Source organism: Streptomyces sp. NPDC101191, from assembly GCF_044767915.1.
In the GTDB taxonomy this organism is placed as follows: domain Bacteria; phylum Actinomycetota; class Actinomycetes; order Streptomycetales; family Streptomycetaceae; genus Streptomyces.
This window is the reverse complement of record NZ_JBIWOU010000005.1, coordinates 301,438-324,650: the sequence shown is the minus strand read 5'-3', so window position 1 is coordinate 324,650 and position 23,213 is coordinate 301,438. Positions and strand designations below refer to the sequence as shown.

Here is a 23,213-nt window from a genome sequence, read left to right as displayed (position 1 = left end):
TCGGGGCCCTTCCGTTTCCCGAGGGGGGATGTCCATGAAGATGCGCCGATTTCTCGCGACGGCCGTCGCGGCCGCCGTCACCACTCCGGTGGTGTTCCTGGCCGCGGCGCCCGCGTTCGCGGACGGCAAGCCGGCCGGAGCGGCCGCGCGGCAGGACAAGAAGCAGACGATCGGGGCGCTGCGGGAGGCGGTCGCCGCCGCGCAGAAGGCGTTCGACGAGGCCGGCGCCGCCCGCGAGGCGGGCGAGCGGCAGCTCGACGCCGACCTCGACAAGCTGTCGGTCTCGCAGGGCGGCACCCATCCGCTCGTCATCGCGTACGACGAGGCCAGGAAGGCCGCCGACGCCGCCGCCGCGGCGAAGAAGGAGGCGGACGGGAAGCTGGCCGCCGCCGAGAAGGCGCTGGCCGAGCTGCCCGCCGAGGCGACGCAGGAGCAGAAGGACGCGGCGCACAACGCCGTGGACGACGCCCGCAAGGCCGCCGGCGAGGCCGCCACCGCCAAGACCGCGGCCGACACGAAGGCCTCGGAGGCCGGGAAGGCCCTCTCCGACGAGCGGGTGCGGCTCGTGCAGGTCTTCTGGAAGGACTACCAGAAGCCCCACGAGGACGCGCAGAAGGCCCTCGACGCCGCCAAGAAGGCGCTCGCCGACGCCCTCGCGGAGGCGACGGCCGCGACCTGCACGGACGGCACGAAGAACCCGGACCTCGTCAGCTCGTTGACCGGCCCGAAGAAGATCGCGGCCGGTGGCAGCGGTGTCTTCACCTTCCGCGTCACCAACCAGGGCACGGCCCGGCTGGAGGAGGTGGCCGTCGACGCGCTGGTCTTCGGGATGGAGCGGATCGAGCAGGACCACAAGAACTTCACGGTGACCTCGTCCTCGCCCGCCGACACCTCCCTGGCCCCGGGCAAGTCGATCGACTTCAAGCTGAAGGTCGCCGTCGGTGCCGCGGCGAAGGCGGACACGGGCGTGCTGCCCGTCGTCGCCCGGTACGTCGACAAGGGCGTGTCCTGCGGTATCGCCGAGAAGGGCCATCAGGTCACCTTCACCGTCACCAAGCCCCACAAGCCCGGCAAGCCCGGGAAGCCCGGCTCCGGCTCCACCGGCGGTTCCACCGGTGGCAACGGCACCTCCCAGCAGGGTGGTCAGTCCGACACCCCGGTGACCGACGGCACCTCCGGCTCCACCGGCGGCACGCTCGCCAGGACCGGTGCCGGCTCCTCCACGATGCCGATCGCCCTCGCGGGCGCCGCGGCCGTGGCCCTGGGCGCCGGCGCGATGGTCGTGGTCCGCCGCCGCAGGGCCGGCGCGGACGCGTAACCCTACGACCCGGCGCCTCCGGCGTCCGATAACGCAGTGCGGTAAAGGGCCTGCATTCCGTGGCGGAATGCAGGCCCTTTACACAGTGGATTCCGCCCGCACGAGCGCCCGTTCACCCCGCCGTGCGCGGAATGCGTTTCTCCCAGGTGCGGTGGAAGACGACCTCCCCGCCTTCCTTGCAGACGACTTCGTCCGACGTCAGAAACGCGTCCGCGTCGCACGAGATCTCCGAGCGGGTGGTGATGGTGACGTCCCAGGCGATTTCGGGGCGGTGCAGCCGGATCGACCAGTCCGAGCGGGTGTGCGCGGAGAGCGGGTCGGACTCGGCGATCGTGTAGGTCTCCAGGGCGTCCTCGGTGAACTCCAGGCCGTCCGGATAGACCCGGGTGCCGCCGTAGCGGGGGTCGACCTCCAGCTTCCACTCGCCCTTCGCCACGTCCCGCACCACGATCCGCTCCGGCCGCGGCTCCTCCAGGGTGCCGGGGTGGCTGACGCCCAGCGGCGCGGACTGTTCCGGCTCCCCGAACTCGACGGCGTCGGTGGTGGGGGTGCGGACCGGAAGGGTCAGGGAGGAGCCGGCCGGGTCCAGGGTGAAGCCGGCCGCGTCGGGCTGGGGCCAGATCCAGGGCCAGTACGCGGAGGAGACGGCCAGCCGGACCCGGTGGCCGGGAGGGAAGCGGTGGCCGATGCCGTTCAGTTCGAGGTCGTACGTCTCCCACTCGCCGATCTGCGCCTCGACCGCCCGGTCGCGCCCGTAGCGGGCGGAGAAGTTCAGCACGCCCCGGGTGACCAGGGTGGAGGAGCCGTCCGGGGCGATGTCGCAGAGCCGGGCGATCACCTGGCCGGTGGGCGCGGGCGTCATCAGGTGGAGGCGCACGGCGGGCCTGCCCAGGATCTCGATGGGTCCGGCGTCCTCGGGGACGGGGAAGTCGAAGCAGGCCGAGTGGGCGTCCTCGTCGCGCTGGTCGGGCGGCAGGTCGGCGTCGTTGCCGAAGGGGAGGAAGCGGCCCGCGTCGAGGCCGGTCTGCTGCGGCGAGTCGACGACGACCGGCGCGCCCTGGAAGCCGTACGTGACGGGGGCGACGTGCGGCGAGGGCCAGGCGGGGTCGGTGACCCAGCGGCCCGGCAGCTCCGGGTACACCGTGGCGGGCGGATGCGACCCGCTGATCCAGGAGCGCAGCAGCGGCTCGGCCATCACGTCGTTCTCGTGCCCCTTGAGGTGGTGGTCCCACCAGCGCAGGGTCTCCTGGAGGAAGCCGATCGCGGGGCCCGGCGGGAGCCCGCGGTCCGGGTACTGGTGCGACCAGGGGCCGATGATGCCGCGGATCCGGTCCTGGGGGAGGTGCTCGGCGAGCCGCAGCACGGTGTCCCGGTACGGGTCGTGCCAGCCGCCCACGGCGAGCACGGCGGCGCGGACGGCCCCGTAGTCCTCGCAGACGCTGCCGTGCCGCCAGTACGCGTCGCGGGTCTGGTGGGCCAGCCAGGTGTGGACGAAGGGCTCCACCGCCTCCAGGCGCTTGAGCCACGTCGTCCGCCACTCCTCGCCCGCGTACCGGGGGTCGGGCGGGCGGCACACGAAGGCGAGCATGGTCGCCGCCCACGCGTGCATGTCGACGGCGAGGACGGAGCCGCCCCTGTAGTGCACGTCGTTGTCGTAGCGGTCGTCGGTGGAGCAGACGGTGACGACGGCCTTCAGCGGTTCGGGGGCGAGCGCGGCGATCTGGAGGGCGTTGCAGCCGCCCCAGGAGATGCCGAACATGCCGACCCCGCCGGTGCACCAGGGCTGTTCCGCGAGCCAGTGCACGACGGCCACGCCGTCGGCGAGCTCGGTGGCGTCGTACTCGTCGCCGGGCAGGCCCTCGCTGTTGCCGTGACCGCGGACGTCGACGCGTACGGAGGCGTAGCCGTGGCCCGCGTACCAGGGATGCCGCTGCCAGTCGCGGGGCGCCGTCCAATCGGTCAGCCGGTGGGGCAGGTACTCGAGGAGCGCGGGGACGGGCTCGTCGGTGAGCGGGCGCCAGATCCGGGCGTAGAGCCGCGTCCCGTCCGGCATGGGGATGCGGACGTCCTCGTGGCGGGTCTCGTACGGGAACTCGGTGCGGATCTTCGGCTTCGGGTCCATCGGTCACCTCAGTGGACGGGGTGCGTGGTGCGGCGCGGCCACGGCGCCAGGGCGATCACGGAGACCAAGCGATCAAGGGGACCAGGGCGATCACGGAGACCAGGGCGATCACGGAAACCAGAGCGATCACGGAGACCAGTTGAGTGAGCGCGGGGACCAGGGTGAGCAGGTCGAGGTCGCGGACCGGGATGGCCCGCACGACGAGGAAGGAGAACCGCTGCCGGACCCCCACGCCCGGGAGAGTGAGCAACCCCCGGCCGGCCGAAGAGGGCGCGGTCGTCTTCGGGCGGCGGCCGCTCGCCGTTCGTGCCGGTGGCGATCGTTGTTCGGGACAAAACGCCTACTCCTGGTCGTATGGGCTGATCACGAACATACCGGGGGTGACGGGAAGGCGCCCACGGTGATCGAAACGTGACCGGATACGCTGGCTTGAGTGCGTGGACCGACACATCGACAATCCGAGTGATCGGCGTGCGGTCCGGACAGCGTCAAGGACAGCGTCAGTAGGCGTCAGCAGACAGGAGATCCCCTCGTGACCGTCGTCGGGCCGTTCGGTCTTAGCGTGCGGGACCAGGCTCTCGAAGCCGATGTCCAGACCGGCCTCGCCGCCGTGGAGGCGGGCCTCCTCGACGCCACCAAGAGCGACGTACCGTTCATCACGGAGGCCGCCCAGCACCTGGTGCTCGCCGGCGGCAAGCGGTTCCGGCCGCTGCTGGTGATGCTCGCCGCCCAGTTCGGCGACCCGTACGCGCCGGGCGTCGTGCCCTCGGCCGTCGTCGTCGAACTCACGCACCTCGCCACGCTCTACCACGACGACGTCATGGACGAGGCGGCCGTGCGGCGCGGCGTCGACAGCGCGAACACCCGCTGGGGCAACTCGCTCGCCGTTCTCACGGGTGACTTCCTCTTCGCCCGCGCCTCGCACACGCTGGCGGACCTCGGGCCCGAGGCCGTACGCATCCAGTCCGAGGCGTTCGAACGGCTCGTCACCGGCCAGATCCTGGAGACCGCCGGTCCCCAGGAGGGCCGCGACCCCGTCGACCACTACCTCGACGTCCTCGGCGGCAAGACCGGCTCCCTCGTCGCCGTCTCCTGCCGCTTCGGCGCCATGATGTCCGGCGCCGACGAGTCCGTCGTCGACACCCTCACCCAGTACGGGGAGCGGCTCGGCGTCGCCTTCCAGCTCGCCGACGACGTCCTCGACATCGCCTCCGACTCCCACGAGTCCGGCAAGACCCCGGGCACCGACCTCCGCGAGGGCGTCCCCACCCTTCCCGTGCTCTACCTCCGGGCCGCCGCGGCCGCCCACGGGCGCCCCGAGGACCTGGAGCTGCTCGCCCTCGTCGACGGCGACCTGAGCGACGACGCCCGCCACGCCGAGGCCCTGCGCCGGCTGCGCGTCCACCCCGCCCTGGAGCAGGCCCGGCGGGAGACGGTCCGCTACGCGGAGGAGGCCCGCGCGATGCTGGCCCCGCTCGCCGACGGCTACGCGAAGTCGGCCCTGCAGGAACTGTGCGACGCGGTGGTGCACCGCGCGGGTTAGCGGACGGGGCGCGCCGTCCGGCGTGCCCGTCGTCCCGTCCCTCGCCGCGCCCCTCCCGGGCACCTGACGGCCGATCGGGTGACGCGCCCTAGGGGTGGGTCATCCCCGAGAGGTACGCGAGTTTGATCCCGGGGGCTGACGATCCGGTCCCGCCTTCTTGATGAGATGGATCCATCAAGCACGGTCCACGAGGGCACGGAGGGAACGCAGACCATGGCAGGACAGCGCAAGGCGAGCCGATACATCGTCCCGGTCGCGGTGGCCGGTGTGGCCGCGGCGACCATCGGGCTTGTCCCGGCACTCGCCGCGTCGGGCGACCCGGATCTGCCGGAGATCACGGCGCAGCAGCTCATCGAGAAGATCGCCGCGTCGGACACCCAGACCCTGTCCGGCACCTTCAAGATCGACACCGACCTGGGCCTGCCGTCCTTCGCGGGCCTGCTCCCGGCGGCCCCGGGCGGCGGCTCCTCCTCGGCCGACCCGGCGGAGAAGCTGACCCAGCTCGTCTCCGGCTCTCACACCCTGCGGGTGGCGGCCGACGGGCCCGACCGGCAGAAGCTCACGCTGCTGGACGGCTCGGACGAGTACAGCCTGATCCACAACGGCGCCGACGTCTGGGGCTACGACAGCAAGTCCGACGAGGTCTTCCACGAGAAGGACGCCCAGGGCCGGGCGCCCGAGGAGAAGGAGCTGCCGGCCACGCCGAAGCAGCTCGCGGACGAGGTCCTCAAGGCGGCCGGCGACACGACCTCCGTCACCGTCGGCGGCACCGCCAAGGTGGCGGGCCGGGACGCGTACCAGCTCGTCATCAAGCCCAAGCAGGCCGGCTCGACGGTCGAGTCGGTCAAGATCGCGGTGGACGCGGCCAACGGCACCCCGCTGAAGTTCACGCTGGCTTCCACCAGCGGCGGCAAGCCGGTCGTCGACGCGGGCTTCACCAAGGTCGACTTCGGCAAGCCGGACGCCGGCACCTTCGACTTCAAGGCCCCGAAGGGCGCCAAGGTGACGGAGGGCGCCGCCGAGAAGGAGGCCGGCAAGGCTCCGAAGGGGCTGGACGGGCTGTTCGGCGGTCTCGGCGGCCTGAACGGCCTGGGCGACCCGGAGGAGGGTGCGAAGGGCGGCCACGGCGCGGAGGGCGGCGGCTTCGCCGTCATCGGCGAGGGCTGGACCACCATCGCCAAGCTGGACTCCGGCGCCCCGGCGCCGAAGACCGACGAGGCGCCGCAGGAGGTCCAGGGCTTCCTGGACGCCCTCGGCGACAAGGTGAGCGGGAAGTTCGGATCGGGCACCGTCTTCAAGACGAAGATCGTCAACGCTCTGATGACGGACGACGGCAAGGTCTACGTCGGCGCGGTCACCCCGCAGGCCCTCGTGGACGCGGCGAACTCCGGCAAGTGACACCGTAGTTGGGACCCCGGGTGGGTCGGGGCGATGGTCACCGACCCACCCGGGCGTTTCGGAGGGCGCGTGCCGTGCGGCGCGCGCCCTTCCCTTTACGGGAAGGTCAGCTTGAAGCTGTTGATGTAGCCGGTGTCGACGGACGCCTTGTCCTGGACACGGAGCTTCCAGACGCCGTTGGCGACCTCGGAGGAGGCGTTCACGGTGTAGGTCTGGTTGATGTTGTCGGCGCTGCCGCCGGAGCGGTTGTGCAGGTTGTAGACCGAGCCGTCGGGGGCGATGAGGTCGACGACGAGGTCACCGATGTAGGTGTGGACGATGTTCACACCGACCGAGAGGTTGCTCGGGGCGTTGCCGGTGACACCGGAGACGGTCACCGAGGAGGTCACCGCGGCGCCGTTGTCCGGGACGGACACGTCGGCGGTGTTCTCGAAGACCTTGCCGGTCGGCGGGGTGGTGGTGCCGCTCGACAGGTTCCAGATCGCGTACGCGATGGCGTCGGAGTTGCGGTCCAGGGCGGTGTCGTTGATGTTCGCCGTGGTGTCGCACGAGGAGTGGTAGCACCGGTCGAAGGCCTGACCGGACGTGCCGCCCCACTTCTGCGCCTGCGCTGCGGTCTTGGTGTAGTCGGCGCCGGTGAAGAGTCCGCCGACGGGGACGCCGACGTTCTTGAACGGGGCGTGGTCCGAGCGGCCGTCGCCCTCGGTCTCGATCTCCGTCTGGATGCCGAGCCCGGCGAAGTAGGTCTTGAAGGTCTGCTCGATGGTCGGGTCGTCGTCATAGACGAAGTAGCCCGGGTTCGGCGAGCCGATCATGTCGAAGTTCAGATAGCCGCTGATCTTCGAACGCTCGGTGGTCGGAAGGTTGTTGACGTAGTACTTCGAGCCGACCAGACCCAGCTCCTCCGCGCCCCACCAGGCGAAGCGCAGGTGCTTCGTGGGCTGGAACTGGGTGCGGGAGACGGTGAGCGCGGTCTCCAGGATCGCGGCGGACCCGGAGCCGTTGTCGTTGATGCCGGGCCCGGCGGAGACCGAGTCGAGGTGCGAACCGGCCATGACGACCTGGTTGGGGTCGCCGCCCGGCCAGTCGGCTATCAGGTTGTAGCCGGTGGCGCCGCTGGACGTGAAGGTCTGCAGCGTGGTGGTGTACCCGGCCGCGTCGAGCTTGGCCTTCACGAAGTCGATGGACGCCTTGTAGCCGGTACGGCCGTGGGCGCGGTTGCCGCCGTTGCTGGTGGCGATCGACTGGAGGTCGGTGAGGTGCTGCTTGACGTTGGTCACCGAGATGTCGGGCGGGGTGACGGCGGCGGCGGTGCCCGGCGCGGCGTTGGCCGGGACGGCGCCGGCGAAGGCACCGACGACGAGCGCCGAGGCGCCGGCTATGGCGGACAGTCTCGCGGAGAGTTTCATGTGGGGGCTCCGGATTCCGAACTGGGGATGGGACGGAACGTGCGAGCGCCTCGCACCGTGGGTGGTGCGAGGCGTTGGAGCTGTGCGGCTGCGCTGTGTGTGACGAATGTTCAGTGAGAGTTTGACTTCCCGTCAAGAGCAGAAACCGGTCACGGGTGTTCGCTCATCGAACATCCGAGTGCCCGCCCCTTCAGCGTCGCCAGCGCGCCGTCGACCGGATGGGGCTGCGGCCGCCCCGGGCCGTTCCACCGCATGAGGTTGATCGCGAAGGAGAACTGGCGCCCGCCGTCCTCCCGGGTCATCGAGACCGTGCCGGCCCCCCAGACCGTGCCCTCGTTCCCCCAGAAGGTGCCGCAGCCCGGGATCTCGACCCGGTGCAGCCCGAGGCCGTACTCGATGGTCGACCCGTCGAGCGCGACCACCGGGACCGTGCGCCGCATCTCCGCCAGCGACGACGGCGCGACGACCCGGCCCGCGAGAAGACGCCCGTAGAACCGGTTCAGATCCTCCATGGTGGACACCAGCCCGGCCCCGGCCATCACCCACGACATGTCGTAGACGCTGTAGTCGCGCGGCGGGTCGAGCACGCCCCACAGCGCCTCGTACATCTTCGAATGCGGGCCCTCGACGCGCGGCCCGGCGGGGAACGAGGTGTGCCGCAGTCCGGCGGGCACGATGACGTTCCGGGTGATGTGGTCCACGGCGGAGGTGCCGGTCACCCGCTCCAACAGCGCGCCGAGCAGCAGGTAGTTGGTGTTGGAGTACGCCCCCGGGGTGGCGCCGGGCGTGCCGGACGGCGGAGCCGCGAGCCCCAGCGCGATCAGCTCGGCCGGCCGGAACCGCCGGAACCGGTTGTCGTCCAGACTCTGCGCGGATACGCCCGAAGGGCCGCCCTGGATGGACGGAAAGGCGTAGGGGATGTACTCGGCGATGCCGCTGGTGTGGTTGAGCAGCATGCGCACCGTGACCGTGCGGCCGCGCTCTCCCGGCACGAGATCCGGCAGATGATCACCGATCGGATCGTCCAGGCGTAGCCGGCCCGCCTCGACCTGCTGCAGGACGGCGGCGGCGACGAAGGTCTTGGTGATGCTGCCGACCCGGTGCCGCAGGCCGGGCGTGACGGGCCGCCCCGTGGCCAGGTCCGCGACCCCGGCGGCGCCGCGCCAGGTCCGCCCGGAGTCCCGCACCTCGGCGAACACGCCGGGCACGCCCGCCTCGTGGAGACCGTCCAGCGCGGACTGCAGCCCCGCGCCGTCGAGCCGGGTCGCGGGGCGGCCCGTGCCGCCTACCGGGGGTGTCGCACCGGCCCCGCCGGGTGCGGCGGCCGCCGTCACCGTGCCGGTGCCGATGGTCAGCGCGGCCATGCCGCCGCACAGTGCCCTGCGCATCCTCATGGGTTCGTCCTCTCGTGGGTGGTGGAAGGCCTCAGCCGGCGAGGGCGCGCCGGAGCACCGCGCCGAGCTCGGCGTTCTGCCGCTGCGAGACGTCGGCGGAGACGATCGCCTGCGAGCCGTGGAAGGTGCCGGGCCACTGGTGCAGCTCCACCGACACGCCCGCCCGCAGGAGGCGCAGCGCGTAGTGGATGTCCTCGTCCCGGTTCGGACACAGCTCCGCGGTGGCGACGTACGCGGGCGGCAGCCCGGACAGGTCCTCCGCCCGTGCGGGCGCCGCGTACGGGGTGGCGGGCCGGCCGCCGAGGTAGTGCCGCCAGGACGCGGCGGCCTTGTCGCGGTCGATCCACGGCGTGTCGGTGAAGTTCCGCTGCGACCAGGTCTCCTGCCGGTCGTCCAGCTGCGGCTGGTTGAGCAGCTGGAAGCGGATCGCGGGCCCCTGCTCGTCCCGCGCGCGCAGGGCCACCGCCGCCGCGAGTCCGCCCCCGGCGCTGTGCCCGCCGACCGCGATCCGCCCGGGATCGACGCCGAGTTCGGCCGCGTGCGCGGCGGTCCACTCCAGGACGGCGTACGCGTCGTCCAGGGCGGCCGGGAACGGGTCCTCGGGGGCCAGCCGGTACCCGACCGAGACGACGACCGCTCCCGAGCCGGCGGCGATCCGGGTCGCCCACGGGTGCTCGGTGCGCACGTCGCCCGTCACGAACCCGCCGCCGTGCAGCCAGACGAGGGCGCCGTACGCCCCCCGCGGGCGGTAGACGCGCACCGGCACGTCCGGGTCGCCCGGCACCGTGAGGTCCTCGACCTCCAGGCCGGGCGTCTCGGGTGACGGGATCGCGGCGGCCAGCGCGGCGAGACCCTCACGGGCGGCGGCCGGGTCGCCGAGCTCCGCCCGGGGGAACAGCGGTACGAACACTTCGAGTTCGGGGTCCATGCGGCCCATCCTCCGGCCCGGAGTCCCGGCGGATCATCCGCCGGACGTCGCGAACGGGCCGGTCCGTACGCGCCGTTCGGCGCCCCGGCCGCCGGCCGGCCCTCCGTATCCTGCTGCCATGGAGGCACTGGCCCTGCGCCTGTCGGGACTCGATCCGTACGTGGACGGCGCGATCCGCATCGTCGCGTTCTACGACACCCTGATGCGCCGGCGCGTGGACCTCCCGGCCCTCGCCCGCGCCTCCGCGGGCCTCGCCGAGTGCGTGACCGGGATCCGCCTCCACGGCACCGGCCGCACCGTCCGCGTGTCACCGCTCGGCACGGAGGCGACCACGGAGCCGCTCCCGGCCTCGACCACGGCCCCGATCACCCTCGACGACGAGGAGATCGGCGCCGTCTGGCTGGAACGCCCCGGCCCCCCGAACGCCCTCGACGACATCCTCCTCGACCGGCTCGCCCTCGCCGTGGCGGCGGCCGTGGAACGCTACGGCCCGGCCCGCACGACGATGGCGGACCCGGCGCTCGTCGAACTCGCCGTCGCCGACGGCACCGACGAGGCGGCCCGCGCCCGCGCCCTGCGCCTCCTGGGCTTCGCCGCGGGCCGCCCGGTCCACGTCGTCGCCGTTCGCTCCGAGCTCCCGCTCGACCGCGTCGGCGCCCTCGTCTCCCCTTCCGACCTGGTCAAGGCGGCGCCGCTCGACGACGTGGGCGTCCTCCTGACGGCCGAACCGGTGGACCCGGGCCGCTTCCCGCCCGGCACCCGGGCGGGCCTCGCCGCCGCCGACCGCCCCGACCGCTCCTGGCGCCGCGCCCGCACCGCCCTGCGCTTCACCACCCCGCGCGCACCCGTGGTCCACCACGCCGACCTGGGCGCCCTGGCCCTCCTGGCGGAGGTCCCACCGGAGGCGGCCCGCACCAATCCGGACGTGGCGGCCCTCGCCCGCGTCGCCGGCACCCCGGAGGACCTGGCCACCCTCGACGCCTACTGCGCCACCGGCTCCCTCCGCCGCGCGGCCGACCTGCTCCACCTCCACCACAGCAGCGTCTCCCGCCGCCTGGAGCACCTCGGCAAGGCCCTGTCCCTCGACCTCACGGACCCGACGGGCCTGACGAGGGCACGGCTGGCGCTGGCGGTGTGGCGGCTGCTGGAGGGGCGAGGGGACTAGGGGTATCGGGGCAGGCCGTCGGTGGGCGCGAGGAGGCCGGCCGGGTTCGTCAGTTCCGCGTCCGAATAGCGCCAGCGTGCGCCTCGCGCGCGCGTGAGGGTGGGGGCATGGACACCACCTACACCGCACTGCCCATCCCGCCCGCCGCCCTCGCCGAGCTGCGGCTCCGTGACGACGCCGGCCGGCCGTGTCTCGCGTACGCCGCGACCGAGGAGACCGGGGTCGGGAGCCCGCTGCGCTGCTGTCTGCGGGTCGTCGCGCCGGGGGAGCGGATCGCGCTCGTGACGTACGCGCCGCTGCGGCGCTGGGCCGCCGAGAGCGGCGCCGAGCCCGGGGCGTACGACGAGCAGGGGCCCGTGTTCGTCCACGCCGAGGAGTGCGGCGGGCCGGACGGCGGCGAGCCGGGGCGCTACCCCTTCGACCGGCCCGGCGCGCTGCGCACCCTGCGCCGTTACGACGCCGCCGGGCGGATCGTCGGCGGGCGGCTCCTGGAGATCCCCGAGGCCGCGACCGAGGGCTTCGACCGGGCCTTGGACGAGGCCTTCGCGGACCCGGACGTCGCCCTCGTGCACGTCAGGGCCGTCGAGTACGGCTGCTTCCAGTTCGAGGTACGGCGCCCGAACTAGCGTGTGGGGACGGGCGCTAGGGTCGAGGCCATGGTGAGCTCATTCAGCGACGCGTTCCTTCTCGAGGCCGAACGGCATGCCGCCTGGGGAGCGGCCCAGCTCGAAGCCCTGATGGCGTTCCTGCCCGACGGGGACTGGACCGCCGACCTCCCGGCCTGCCGCTACCGCCAGGGCGGGCTCGATCTGCGGGTCGCCGTCCTCGGCACGTACGACATGGACGAGCGGTCCTGGATGTGGGGCTGGGCGAACCCCGGGCTGCGCGGCACCGAGGTGGTCGCCCTGACCGCCGCCGTCGAGCGGTACGGGAGGGCGCACGGCATCGCCGAACTCACCGACGAGATCGTGGACCTGTCCGGCTTCGACGACCCCCGGCGGGCCGCCGAGACGCTTGCGTTCACGGGCATGGGGGTCGCCGAGGCGCCCGGCTACATCGGTGTGCCTGCGGGCCCCGCCACCCAGGTGTACTTCCTGCCCGACGACCCGCAGGTGCCGCGCGCCGCCCTGGACCCGGTCTCCCTGCCGCGCACCCTGCTCACCGGCGCCGGCCTCATCGGCCACTCGCCCCGGCAGGTGGTCGACGGCTACCTCGACCACCACCAGCTGCCCCGCCGCACCGAGGGCGGCGACCGGATCGTCGCCGAACTCCCCGGCGGCAGCACGGTCGAGATCGCCTTCGACCGGCTGGGTCGCATCGCGGGGGTCCAGCTCACGGCGCTGCCCTAGGGCCGGTCCGACCGTTCCCGCCGGGTCGGGCCCGCCCGGCACGCACACTCGGCGCACGGCCGAAATCAGGTCGGCAATTGTGCGGCGTCCGGGGGGCCCTGCCGCAAGACCCCCTGTGCGCTATGCCCTGATCATGGAAAGGGTGGGTATTCCTCCTTCCCGGCCGGGCGCCGTCTCCCGCCTACGACACCGGTGTGCTCTCCTGGTCCTCGTCGGCCGCCCGCAGTCGGTCCGTCGGTCCCGCGAACGCCAGGAACAGGGTCCGGGAGTCGAGGAGCCACCGGCCGTCGACCTTCCGGAACGTGTCCTCGTAGTGGCCGACCTGCGTCGGGGCCCGTGGCGGCACGTAGCCGCCCGTGTATCCGTCGACGCGGTAGGTCGTGAAGTACGTGGTGGCCGTCGCGGTGGTCGCGGAGGTGACCGTGACCAGGATGTTCGTGCACATCCGGCGTGAGAGCCGGTCCGCGGGGCGGCCGGCGAAATAGCCTCGGAGGGCGTCACGGCCCTGGATACGACGGTCGCCTTCCGGCCAGTCCCAGTACCCGTCCTCCGTGAACAGCTCGGCCACGTCGCCCGGTTCGCCGAGGTCGAGCCTGTGCACGAAGTCGACGACCAGGCGCTCGCAGGCCCGCTCGGCGATCCATCGGTCCGTCTCGTCAAGGTGTTCGGTGTCCATCCCTCTTTCCTAGCAGGGGTGGTGGGGCCGTCCCTTCCGGATCACGCCGGCTCGACCTGGCCGTCGAAGAGCAGGGAGTCCAGTCCGCGGCGCACGCCCACCGTCCCGCCCACCCGCCGTACGGCGAGCAGCGTGCCCGCCGTGTACGGGTCGGGGGTGGCGCCCGCGTCGTGGCGGAGGGTGAGCCGCTCGCCGTCGCCGCCGAAGACGACCTCGGTGCTGACGACGAAGCTCGGCAGGCGCACCGAGTGCACCCGGCCGCCGGCCACTTCCGCGCCGCGTGCCTCGGGCGGGCCGATCAGTTCTGCTTCCGGGACGCCCTGTTCGGGCGCACGGATCGCGCCCAGGGACTCGGCGAGCTCGCGGGCGGTGCCGCTCGGCACGTCCGGCTTGGTCGCGCTCGCGTAGTCGATGATCTCCCAGTGCTCCAGGTGCTCCGCCGCGAGCGCCGCCGCGCGGGAGAGGACCGCGGCCATGACGGAGAAGTTGCCCGCCGCGATCACCCCGACGCCCCGCTCCCGGGCGAGCGCGTCCAGTACGGCGTAGTCCTCGGCGGTCAGGCCGCTGGAGCCGACCACGACGTGGACGCCCGCCTCGATCGCCGCCCGGACGTGCGGCCCGACGGCGGCCGCGCTCGTGTAGTCGACGAGCACGTCCGCCGGCTCGGCCGCGAGTGCCTCCTCGACCGAGCCGTACACCTGCCCCTCCGCCCGGGACCCGACCGCCTCGGTCAGGGACCGGCCTGCGGAGGAGCGGGAGACCCCGGAGACCAGGGTCAGGTCCTCGGCCCGGTCGAGGGCGGCGACGATCGGCGGCGCGGTCCAGCCGGTGATCCCGGCGAAGCAGACTCGGATCTTGCTGGGCGTCATGCGGTCAATGTACGCAGAACTCGTTCCCTTCCGGGTCCGCCATGACCGTCCACGAGCCGCCCGGTTCCGCCACCTGGCGGAGGGCCTTCGCGCCCAGCCCTTCGAGCCGCGCCACCTCGGCCTCGCGGGTGCCCGGGGCGGGGTGGAGGTCCAGGTGGAGCCGGTTCTTTCCCGCCTTCGGCTCGGGTACCCGCTGGAAGAGGATGCGGCGCCCCAGCCCCGTGTCGGAGGCCGGGTCGAAGGGTTCGTCCGGGTGCCGGACGGCCGCCAGGTCCCGCCAGGCCGGTCGACCGTCGACGGTCAGGGTGGCCTCGGGCGGGGCGGCGCCGGCGGCGAGCAGCCGCTCGACGAGGGCGCTGTGGTCCTCCCGCCGGTAGTGGAGGGCGGCGGCCCAGAAGGCGGCCTGGGCGTGCGGATCCGCCGCGTCGATGACGAGCTTCCAGTGGAGTGCGGTCATCGCCCCTTTATAGGGGGCGCCACGGACAACGTCCGTCAGGCCACGCCCCTCGCCCGCTCCGCCGCCTCGCGCGCGTCGCAGGCCTCGCGGGCTCGTTCCGGTGCTCCTCCGCGGCGCGGTGATCACGGCCCCGGGGGTACGGGGAGAGCGGGGTCGGGAGCGGGAGCGGCCGCGTGCCCCCTGGGGAGACGTCCCCGGAGGTCCCCGGGCCTGCGACCAAGGTCACGGCCTGAGTCGCGCGTTCCGCGCCTAATGTGGAGGGATGAACGATTCGCCCGACTGCCCCCTGGTCGGTGTCGCCGCCACGTACATGCCCCGGCTCTCGGAGTTCTCCTTCGAGCCCGGGCTGGTGGCCGCCGTCGACCAGCACGCGGCGGCCGTGTGCGACGCGCTCCCGGCCGCCCGGCGGGGCCCGCAGGCCCGCACCGTCCACCGCGAGGAACTCGCGGACTACGTCCTGGGCTTCACCGACCGGCTGACCGAGTCCGACTGGGTCGAGCCCGTCGGCCACGACTTCGCCACACTGCGGCTGACCGCAGTCTGCTGGCTGATCCGGGAGCACGACCTGCTGGCCGCCTGAGCCCGGGGCGGCGGGGTCCGCGCCCCGCACACCGATCGCCCGCACCGAACGGACCCGGTCTGATCCGGCGCGAATCGACAGGCGGGCCCTACGGCGCCGGAAGCGGTGCGCTGTCGGTGTCCCCGTCGCCGGGTCCGGCCGCGGTGACGAGACCGGCGGCCGCCGCCGCACCTGCCGCCACCGCACCCGTCGCCGGCGCCCCGGCCGTCGAGGCCGTGGCGGCGGTGGCCGCAGCCGCGGCCGCCGTCGTCGCCGCGACGGCCGCCGCGGCCAGTGCCTCCCGGCTGCGCCGGGCCGTCCTCAGGCCGTCCCAGGTCAGGACCGACAGGGCCAGCCACACCAGCGAGAAGCCCGCCCAGCGCTCCGGCGGCATCGCCTCGTGGAAGTACAAGACGCCCAGCAGGAACTGGAAGACCGGCGCCAGGTACTGGAGCAGGCCGAGCGTGGAGAGCGGGACGCGGATGGCCGCGGCGCCGAAGGCGACCAGCGGCACCGCCGTGATCACACCGGTCGTCGCGAGCAGCGCGGCGTGGCCGCCCCCTCCCGAGGTGAACGTGGACTCGCCCTGCGCCCCGAGCCAGACGAGGTACCCCATCGCCGGCAGGAACTGGACGGCGGTCTCGGCGGCGAGCGACTCCAGGCCGCCGATGTTCACCTTCTTCTTCACCAGGCCGTACGTGCCGAAGGAGCAGGCCAGGACGAGCGAGATCCACGGCAGCCGCCCGTAGCCGACCGCGAGCACGACGACGGCCGCGAGGGCGATCCCGACGGCCGCCCACTGCGCGGGCCGAAGCCGCTCCTTGAGGACGAGCACGCCGAGGGCGATGCTGACGAGCGGGTTGATGAAGTAGCCGAGCGAGGACTCGACGACGTGGCCGGCGTTCACGGCCCAGATGTAGACGCCCCAGTTGACCGTGATCAGGCCCGCCGCGAGGGCGATCAGGGCCAGTCGGCGCGGGGTGCGGAAGAGCTCGCCCACCCAGGCCCAGCGGCGCAGGGCCAGCAGGGCGAGGGCGACCACGGCGAGCGACCAGACCATCCGGTGGGCGAGGATCTCGACCGCTCCGGCGGGCTGGAGGAGGGGCCAGTAGAGGGGGAACAGGCCCCAGATGCCGTAGGCGGCGATTCCGTAGATCAGTCCTGATCGTTCGTCGTGCTCCGTCTTCACCGGACCTCCAGCCCCTGCCGGCCCTGCGCCGCGCGTCCAGTCGAAAGGTAGCGCCGCGAGGGGCCGGCTGTCATGCCCGTATCGCCATACGGTCCTGACGGATCAAGCGCCTCGTGTCACGCGCCGGCGAGCGCCGCCCGGATCGTCTCCGCGATCGGCGTCGTCGGGCGCCCGATCAGGCGCGAGAGGTCGTCACCGCGTGCGGCCAGCGCGCCACGCGCCACCGCCTCGTCCACCTCCACGAGGATCTCGGCGAAGAAGGCCGGGACGCCGGCGCCCACGAGGATCTCCCGGTGGGTGGCGGCGGGCACGTTCGTGTACGTGATCTCCTGGCCGGACGCCTGCGCCACCTCTGCCGCGTACTCGGCGAACGACCACGACGCGTCGCCGCTCAGCTCGTAGGCGCGGCCCAGGTGCTCGTCGAGCGGGCCGGTGAGCACGGCCGCGGCCGCGGCGGCGTAGTCGGCGCGGGGGGCGGAGGCGACCCGGCCCTCGCCGGCGTTCGCGACGACGGCGCCGTGGGCGAGGACGGGCGCCAGGTTGGCGGTGTAGTTCTCGGTGTACCAGCCGTTGCGGAGGAAGGTGTACGGCAGGCCGGAGTCGAGGATCGCCTGCTCGGTCGCCTTGTGCTCGTCGGCCAGGCCGAAGTCGGCCTCCGGGCCGCCGAGGATGCCGGTGTAGGCGAGCTGGGCGACGCCGGCGGCCTTGGCGGCGGCGATGACGGCGGTGTGCTGGGCCACCCGCTGCCCGACCTCGCTGCCGGAGATCAGCAGCACCCGGTCGCCGGCCGCGAACGCGCCCGCGAGCGTCTCGGGGCTGCTGTAGTCGGCGATCCGCAGCTCGACCCCGCGCTCCGCGAGGCCGGCGGCCTTGTCCTTGTCGCGGACGACGGCGGCGACGGACTCGGCGGGGACCCGGTCCAGCAGCTCGTCGATGACGAGGCGGCCGAGCTGACCGGTGGCTCCGGTGACGACGATGCTCATGACGGTGATCTCCTCTGTGCTTCGCGGGGTGATGCACTCACCGTATGGGCAGCGCTATCTATTCGTAAGTACCCACTTTGAAGTAAGGTACTGATATGGGAGTAAGCGAGAGTGCGGTGGCCGGCGCGCCCCCGCGGCCGGACATCAACGACGCGATGTGCCCCTCGCGGCTGGTCCTGGAGCACGTCACCAGCCGGTGGGGCGTCCTGATCCTCATCGCGCTCCTGGAGCGCTCCTACCGCTTCAGCGAGCTGCGCCGGCACATCGGCGGCGTCAGCGAGAAGATGCTCGCCCAGACCCTGCAGACCCTGGAGCGCGACGGCTTCGTGCACCGCGACGCCAAGCCGGTCATCCCGCCCCGCGTCGACTACAGCCTCACCGAACTGGGCACCGAGGCCGCCCACCTGGTCGCGGAGCTCGGGCGCTGGACCGAGCGCCGGCTCGGCCCGGTCCAGGAGGCCCGCGTCCGCTACGACTCCGTACGCGGATCGTCCCAATGATGTTGTAGCCAGGGTCCGTTGGAGGCGCTCGGCGTACGATCGCTCACCTACGGGGGTTCCGTGACCGTTTGTAGGGGGAATCGTGGCGCACGTGAGGCGAAGACTGCTGCGCGCTTGCGGGGTGATGACGGCGGGCGCGGCGCTGCTCCTGGCCGGCTGCTCCGGGAGCGACGGAGGAACCGGCGAGGTCGAGGGCGCCGGAAGGACCGACGGCAAGGGCGGTACGAGCACGAGCGCGCCGGCGCCCGCGAGCCCGACCCCGACCCCGACCGGCATCGGCTTCACCCCGGACCCGTCGCGCGCGCCGAGGACCGCGGCCGACGCCGAACGGATCGCCCTCGCGATCGTCGCCGGACCCGACGGCTGGGGCCCGGACTACGTCAAGCGCACCCCGTACCTGAGCACCCCCGGCTCCTGGCCGGTGCTCGACGAGGACTGCACCTGGGAGGGCGGCGAGCGCCCCGGCACCGTCCTTTCCAGCGTCACCGCCTACAGCGAGATCCCGGCCGCCGGCGGCAAGAGCGTGCTGCGGGTCGCCGCGACCGTCACCGTGCACCGCACCGAGTCCGACGCCGACTGGGAGATGGCCGAGACGCTGGAGGAGGCGCTGCGCTGCCCCGGCCAGCGGCTGCGCGAGGGCGAACGCATCACCGACCTGATGTCCCTCGGCACCCCCTACGGCATCGGCGGCAACGTCACCACGACCGACTCCGTCCTGGAGCGCGGCTTCTACCTCAACGACGCCTTCAAGGGACGCCAGTTCTACACCTGGTACCAGACCCGCATCGGGCAGGTCACCGTCGCCACCGTCGTCAAGGGAGCCCCCGGCTACACCGAAGCCGACATCAACCCCGACCAGGTCCGGGCCAACGTGACGATGCAGGAGCGCGTGAAGGCGCAGTTGGGAGCCCAGTCGTGAGCCCGATGGCCCAGTCCGCCGCCGCTTCCGGAGCCCCCGAGCCCGGCGCCCTCCAGCCCCTGCTCCCCTCCGACCCCTCCCAGCTCGCCGGCTACCGGCTCCTCGGCCGCCTCGGCGCCGGTGGCATGGGCGTCGTCTACCTCGGCCGCACCGGCAACGGCGAACTCGCCGCCGTCAAGGTCACCCACTCCGAGCAGGCCGACCAGGCCGACTTCCGGGCCCGCTTCCGCCGCGAGGTCGAGGCGGCCCGGCGGGTCGTCAGCCCCTGGGCGGTCCCGGTGCTCGGCGCCGACCCCGACGCGCCCGAGCCGTGGATGGCCACCGCCTTCGTGCCGGGCCCGTCCCTCGGCGAGGCCGTCCGCGGGCACGGACCGCTGCCCGAGCGGAGCGTACGCATCCTCGGCGGAGCCGTGGCCCGTGCGCTCGCCGCCGTGCACACGGCCGGACTCGTCCACCGGGACGTGAAGCCCGGCAACATCCTGCTCGCCGTCGACGGCCCGCGGCTGATCGACTTCGGCATCGCCCGCGTGACCGGGGAGACCGGGCTGACCTCGGCCGACATGGTCGTCGGCACCCCCGGCTTCCTCGCTCCCGAGCAGGCCGAGGCCCGCGCCGCCGAGATCGGGCCGGCCGCCGACGTCTTCGCCCTCGGCTGCCTCCTCGCCTTCGCGGCCACCGGCCGCCCGCCGTTCGGCAGCGGCAGCATGGACGCCCTGCTCTACCGGACCGTGCACGACGAGCCCGACCTCGCCGGCGTGCCGGAAGGCCTGCTCGACCTCGTACGGCAGTGCCTCGCCAAGCGGCCGGCCGAGCGGCCCACGGCCGAGGAGGTCGCAGCCCGGCTCACCGAGGACGCGCCGGGCGCCGCCGCCGACTGGCTGCCCGCCCCGGTCGTCACCACCATCGCCACCCGCTCGGCCGCGATGCTCGCCCTCCCCGCCATCGACGCGACCGCACCCGGCATCGACCCGGCCGCGGCGCAGAAGCCCAGCAGACGCGGCTTCCTGCTGCTCGGCGCCGCGGCGGCCGTGCTCGCGGCCGGCGGCGGCGCCTACGCGCTGGTCGACGCGCGGCGAGACGACGACACCAAGGGCGACGCCAAGGCCCCCGCACCGAAGCGGAACACCTGGGCGATCGGTCTCCTCGCCGACCTGTCCGGACCCGCCAAGGAGATCGGGCAGGCCCAGGAACGCGGCGCCCGCCTCGCCGTCGAGCAGTTCAACGCGCTGCACAAGGGCAAGCCCTTCACCCTCGAACTCAAGGTGTCCGACGACCGCGGGGACCGCGGCGGCGCCCTCGCCGCCGCCCGCCGACTGACCACCGACCCGTCCGTCGTCGCCGTCCTCGGCCCCACCTCCGACGACACCGGCCAGGCCGCGCTGCCCGCCTTCGAGGAGGCCGGTCTGCCGCTCCTCACCGTGTCGGCGGGCTACAACATGCTCGCCCTGCGCGCCGCGCCCAGCCCGCCGAACACCACCGTGCTGCGCGCCATCCCGAACCACATCATGGCGGGCACCTACCTCGCCTGGACCGCCACGCTGCTGCCGCAGGTCCGGCGCCCCGGCGTCCTCCAGGAGCGCACCGACGACCAGTACAGCTGGCAGTACACCGGCGGCGTCCGCTTCGGCTTCAAGTACGCCGGCATCACCCCCCACTTCCGGGTGGTCCCCGGCCGGGCCACCGACTACCGCAAGATCATCGGGGAGATGATCGACGCCGGCATCGACGCGTACATCCACTGCGGCGTTCGCTCCACGGCCGTCCGCGCCGCCCGCGCCCTCAAGGAACTCGGCTTCACCGGACCCAAGTTCGCCGGTCAGCACGTCTTCGGCTCCGCCTTCCTCAAGGAGGCCGGGGCCGACGCCGAGGGCTGGTTCGTCTGCGCTCCGGTCGTCGACCCCGTCGCGCGGGCCGCCGACGCGAAGCAGAAGCCCGCCGACCACAAGGCCGTGCAGGACTTCCTCACCGCCCACCGCAAGCGCTACGGCACCGACCCCGCCTTCTACACGGGCGAGTCCTTCGACGTCGTCAACATGGTGACCTCCTGGCTCTTCACCAGCGCCGCCAAGGGCCCGCTCTCCCGCAAGGGCCTCTGGCAGGCCCTGCGCGCGCAGACCTACGCCGGCGCCATGGGCGGCTACCAGTTCGACGACCACGGCGAGCTCAAGGGGGTCGGCACCTTCGTCTACGGCGTGGAGAACGGGGCGTACAAGACCATCGGCGCCGCTCCGTCCACCCCCGCCAACAAGAAGAGCTGACGTGCAGCCGCTCAAGAAGGCCGATCCGTCCACGATCGCCGGGTACCGGCTGCTCGGACGGCTCGGCGCCGGCGGCATGGGCGTGGTCTACCTCGCCCGTTCCGCCGGCGGCGCCCTCGCCGCGCTCAAGCTCATCCGGGCCGAGCACGCGGCCGACACCGGCTTCCGGGCCCGCTTCCGCCGCGAGGCGGCCACCGCCGAGCGCATCACCGGCCGCTGGGTCGTCCGGGTGCTCGGCTCCGACCCGGAGGCCCGCGAGCCGTGGCTGGCCACCGAGTTCGTGCCCGGGCCCTCGCTCGCCGAGGCCGTCGAACTGCACGGCGCCCTGCCCGAGCAGACCGTCCGGGCGCTCGGCGCCCGGCTCGCCGACGCCCTCCACGACATGCACGGCGCCGGGCTGGTCCACCGCGACGTCAAACCCGGCAACGTCCTCCTCGCCCTCGACGGGCCCCGGCTGATCGACTTCGGCATCGCCCGCGTCACCGGGGCCACCGCGCTCACCGCCACCGACGCCATGATCGGCACCCCCGGCTTCCTCGCCCCCGAACAGGCCCGGGTCATGGGCGCGGGCGAGGTCGGCCCGGCCGCCGACGTCTTCTCGCTCGGCTGCGTCCTCGCCTACGCGCTGACCGGCCGCCGCCCCTTCGGGACCGGCGGGGTGGCCGCCGTGGTCTACCGCACCGTCCACGAGGAGCCCGACCTCGACGAGCTGCCGGAGACCCTGCTGCCCCTGGTCACGGCCTGCCTCGCCAAGGACGCCGCCGACCGGCCCACCGCCGCCGAGGTACGCAGCGCCCTGGGCGCCGCCGACGGTCCGGCGGGGGACTGGCTGCCGCCCGGCCTGCCCGCGCTGATCGCCCGGAGTTCCTCCCGGGTCCTCGATCTGCCGGTCGCCGACCCCACGATGCTGAACCCGGAGGAACCGCAGGGGACTTCGCGCCGCAGACTGCTCGTCCTCGGCTCGGCCGGGGCCGTCGTCGCGGCCGGCGGCCTCACCGCCTGGCTGCTCGGCCGCGACCCGGCCGGCGGCACGGGCGGCGGGACCGGCGGCGCCCCGCGGTCCACGTACACGCTCGGCGTGCTCACCGACCTCAGCGGCCCGAGAAAGGCGGACGGGCGCGCCCAGGAACGCGGGGCGCGCCTCGCGGCGGAGACCTTCAACGCCCGTGAGGAGCGGCCCTTCGACCTGAGGCTCACGACCGTGGACCACGGGGGCGACCGCGTGCGGGCCGCCGCCGCGGCCCGCACCCTGCTCAAGGACCCGTCCCTGGTCGCCGTCCTCGGCCCGACGACCCAGGAGACGGCCCTGGCGGCGGCGGACGTGCTCGTCGACGCGAAGGTGCCGATGCTGAGCATGGTGGCGTCGGTCCCCAACGGGATGATCCGGGGGCAGACGCCGGAGTCCCGCACCTACTTCGAACCGCGGCCGGTCCCGGACGTGATGATCGTGCCCTTCGCCCGCTACCTCTCCGAGCACCAGCTCGGCCGCACCGCGGTCATCCACGACCGGGCGGCCGGCACCTACAGCTGGTTCGCCGTCCGGAGCATGAAGAACTCGCCCCCTGCCCGCGGCACCGTCACCTCCCACGAGGTCGCCGCCGACAGCGAGGACTTCGGGCCCGCGGTGCGAGCCGCCCTCGCCACCTCCCCGCAGGGCGTGATGTACGCCGGGAACTCGCCGCGCCGGGGCGCCCTGTGCGCCAAGGCCCTGCACGAGCAGGGGTACCGGGGCCCGCGCGGAAGCGTCGAGTACGTGCTCGAACCCGAGTTCCTGAGCGTGGCGGGCCCCGCCGCCGAGGGCTGGTACTTCGGCACGAGCTACACCGACCCCGACACGGTCCCCTCGGCCAAGGAGTTCGCGGCCGCGTACCGCAAGCACTGGCACCTCGCCGCCACCGACCGGATCGACCGGTACGCGGTGGAGGCCTACGACGCCCTGTACTGGCTGGGGCAGGCACTGCGCACCGCGATCGGCAGGAACGCCGGCATCAAGGGCTCGGCGATCGCCAACGCGCTCATGACGGACAACGTGGTGTTCCAGGGGGTGGCGAGGGCCTACAACGCCCGGGCCGGCGACGACTCGAAGTCCACCCTCAAAGGCCTCTACCTGTGGCAGATCCGGTCCGGAACGCCGCGCTGCCTCGGCCCGTTCGCCGAGGCGGCGCAGCGACGCTGAC

General features: G+C 73.4%; 21 protein-coding genes. 11 read left to right on the top strand and 10 right to left on the bottom strand.

The genetic code is table 11. From position 1 onward, the window contains the following. Positions 1-34 precede the first annotated feature (34 nt). Positions 35-1,318: an LPXTG cell wall anchor domain-containing protein gene (locus ACIRQF_RS21340; protein WP_404094050.1), complete on the top strand. Its 1,284-nt coding sequence runs from the start codon at positions 35-37 to the stop codon at positions 1,316-1,318. A gap of 112 nt (positions 1,319-1,430) precedes the next feature. Here the strand turns inward: ACIRQF_RS21340 and ACIRQF_RS21335 are convergent, their stop codons facing one another. Together ACIRQF_RS21335 and ACIRQF_RS21330 are read right to left on the bottom strand one after the other, a co-directional pair. Then, positions 1,431-3,440, bottom strand: a complete 2,010-nt coding sequence (locus ACIRQF_RS21335) for a CocE/NonD family hydrolase (protein ID WP_404094047.1) — start codon at positions 3,438-3,440, stop codon at positions 1,431-1,433. A 55-nt stretch (positions 3,441-3,495) separates the two neighbouring features. Then, positions 3,496-3,672, bottom strand: coding sequence for a hypothetical protein (locus ACIRQF_RS21330; RefSeq protein WP_404094044.1), 177 nt, complete (start codon positions 3,670-3,672; stop codon positions 3,496-3,498). A 300-nt stretch (positions 3,673-3,972) separates the two neighbouring features. Between ACIRQF_RS21330 and ACIRQF_RS21325 the strand changes: the two genes are divergently transcribed. Continuing rightward, a complete protein-coding gene (locus tag ACIRQF_RS21325; protein WP_376633194.1) occupies positions 3,973-4,983 on the top strand; it encodes a polyprenyl synthetase family protein in 1,011 nt (336 codons plus the stop codon). A gap of 165 nt (positions 4,984-5,148) precedes the next feature. Further along, entirely contained in the window at positions 5,149-6,381 is a 1,233-nt protein-coding gene (locus ACIRQF_RS21320; RefSeq protein WP_382478652.1) for an outer membrane lipoprotein carrier protein LolA, read from the top strand. 95 nt (positions 6,382-6,476) lie between these two features. On the opposite strand, the gene ACIRQF_RS21315 is transcribed toward ACIRQF_RS21320, so the two are convergent. From ACIRQF_RS21315 to ACIRQF_RS21305, 3 genes are all read right to left on the bottom strand, one after another. Continuing rightward, a complete protein-coding gene (locus tag ACIRQF_RS21315) occupies positions 6,477-7,790 on the bottom strand; it encodes a M28 family metallopeptidase (RefSeq protein WP_404094040.1) in 1,314 nt (437 codons plus the stop codon). A gap of 149 nt (positions 7,791-7,939) precedes the next feature. Next, complete coding sequence (locus ACIRQF_RS21310; protein ID WP_404094037.1) at positions 7,940-9,184, bottom strand: serine hydrolase domain-containing protein; 1,245 nt, start codon at positions 9,182-9,184, stop codon at positions 7,940-7,942. Between the two features lie 31 nt (positions 9,185-9,215). Further along, a complete protein-coding gene (locus ACIRQF_RS21305; protein ID WP_404094034.1) occupies positions 9,216-10,112 on the bottom strand; it encodes an alpha/beta hydrolase in 897 nt (298 codons plus the stop codon). 118 nt (positions 10,113-10,230) lie between these two features. Here ACIRQF_RS21305 and ACIRQF_RS21300 point away from each other — a divergent pair, with 118 nt between their 5' ends. From ACIRQF_RS21300 to ACIRQF_RS21290, 3 genes are all read left to right on the top strand, one after another. After that, positions 10,231-11,277 carry a helix-turn-helix domain-containing protein gene (locus tag ACIRQF_RS21300; RefSeq protein ID WP_404094031.1) on the top strand — a complete coding sequence of 349 codons (1,047 nt, stop codon included), beginning with the start codon at positions 10,231-10,233 and terminating at the stop codon, positions 11,275-11,277. Positions 11,278-11,384: 107 nt separating this feature from the next. After that, on the top strand, positions 11,385-11,903 hold the full coding sequence (locus tag ACIRQF_RS21295; RefSeq protein WP_376633209.1) for a DUF1203 domain-containing protein: 519 nt from the start codon (positions 11,385-11,387) through the stop codon (positions 11,901-11,903). Positions 11,904-11,933: 30 nt separating this feature from the next. Then, entirely contained in the window at positions 11,934-12,626 is a 693-nt protein-coding gene (locus ACIRQF_RS21290) for a DUF6882 domain-containing protein (protein WP_404094028.1), read from the top strand. A 181-nt stretch (positions 12,627-12,807) separates the two neighbouring features. On the opposite strand, the gene ACIRQF_RS21285 is transcribed toward ACIRQF_RS21290, so the two are convergent. Genes ACIRQF_RS21285 through ACIRQF_RS21275 form a run of 3 tightly spaced genes read right to left on the bottom strand, consistent with a single transcriptional unit; the run spans position 12,808 to position 14,628 of the window. Next, entirely contained in the window at positions 12,808-13,302 is a 495-nt protein-coding gene (locus tag ACIRQF_RS21285; protein ID WP_404094026.1) for a nuclear transport factor 2 family protein, read from the bottom strand. 41 nt (positions 13,303-13,343) lie between these two features. Continuing rightward, on the bottom strand, positions 13,344-14,171 hold the full coding sequence (dapB, locus tag ACIRQF_RS21280; RefSeq protein WP_376633215.1) for a 4-hydroxy-tetrahydrodipicolinate reductase: 828 nt from the start codon (positions 14,169-14,171) through the stop codon (positions 13,344-13,346). Between the two features lie 4 nt (positions 14,172-14,175). Then, positions 14,176-14,628 (bottom strand): VOC family protein, encoded by a 453-nt coding sequence (locus ACIRQF_RS21275; RefSeq protein WP_389753521.1) that lies wholly within the window; start codon positions 14,626-14,628, stop codon positions 14,176-14,178. Positions 14,629-14,890: 262 nt separating this feature from the next. Between ACIRQF_RS21275 and ACIRQF_RS21270 the strand changes: the two genes are divergently transcribed. Then, positions 14,891-15,208 carry a DUF6401 family natural product biosynthesis protein gene (locus tag ACIRQF_RS21270; RefSeq protein WP_382478633.1) on the top strand — a complete coding sequence of 106 codons (318 nt, stop codon included), beginning with the start codon at positions 14,891-14,893 and terminating at the stop codon, positions 15,206-15,208. An 88-nt stretch (positions 15,209-15,296) separates the two neighbouring features. Here ACIRQF_RS21270 and rarD read toward each other — a convergent pair whose 3' ends face one another. Next, positions 15,297-16,376, bottom strand: a complete 1,080-nt coding sequence (gene rarD, locus ACIRQF_RS21265) for an EamA family transporter RarD (RefSeq protein WP_382478631.1) — start codon at positions 16,374-16,376, stop codon at positions 15,297-15,299. Positions 16,377-16,492: 116 nt separating this feature from the next. Then, positions 16,493-17,359 carry an NAD(P)H-binding protein gene (locus ACIRQF_RS21260; protein ID WP_382478628.1) on the bottom strand — a complete coding sequence of 289 codons (867 nt, stop codon included), beginning with the start codon at positions 17,357-17,359 and terminating at the stop codon, positions 16,493-16,495. 95 nt (positions 17,360-17,454) lie between these two features. On the opposite strand from ACIRQF_RS21260, the gene ACIRQF_RS21255 reads away from it, so the two are divergent. The 4 genes from ACIRQF_RS21255 to ACIRQF_RS21240 all read left to right on the top strand — a co-directional run bounded on the left by ACIRQF_RS21255 (position 17,455) and on the right by ACIRQF_RS21240 (position 23,212). Beyond that, entirely contained in the window at positions 17,455-17,859 is a 405-nt protein-coding gene (locus tag ACIRQF_RS21255) for a winged helix-turn-helix transcriptional regulator (RefSeq protein ID WP_376633225.1), read from the top strand. Positions 17,860-17,950: 91 nt separating this feature from the next. Continuing rightward, the gene (locus ACIRQF_RS21250; RefSeq protein WP_404094020.1) at positions 17,951-18,778 is read left to right on the top strand and encodes a hypothetical protein; all 828 of its coding nucleotides are present in this window, start codon (positions 17,951-17,953) and stop codon (positions 18,776-18,778) included. A gap of 5 nt (positions 18,779-18,783) precedes the next feature. Further along, a complete protein-coding gene (locus tag ACIRQF_RS21245; protein WP_404094548.1) occupies positions 18,784-21,036 on the top strand; it encodes a bifunctional serine/threonine-protein kinase/ABC transporter substrate-binding protein in 2,253 nt (750 codons plus the stop codon). A 1-nt stretch (position 21,037) separates the two neighbouring features. Further along, positions 21,038-23,212: a bifunctional serine/threonine-protein kinase/ABC transporter substrate-binding protein gene (locus ACIRQF_RS21240; RefSeq protein WP_404094018.1), complete on the top strand. Its 2,175-nt coding sequence runs from the start codon at positions 21,038-21,040 to the stop codon at positions 23,210-23,212. The last annotated feature ends 1 nt before the right edge of the window (position 23,213 follow it).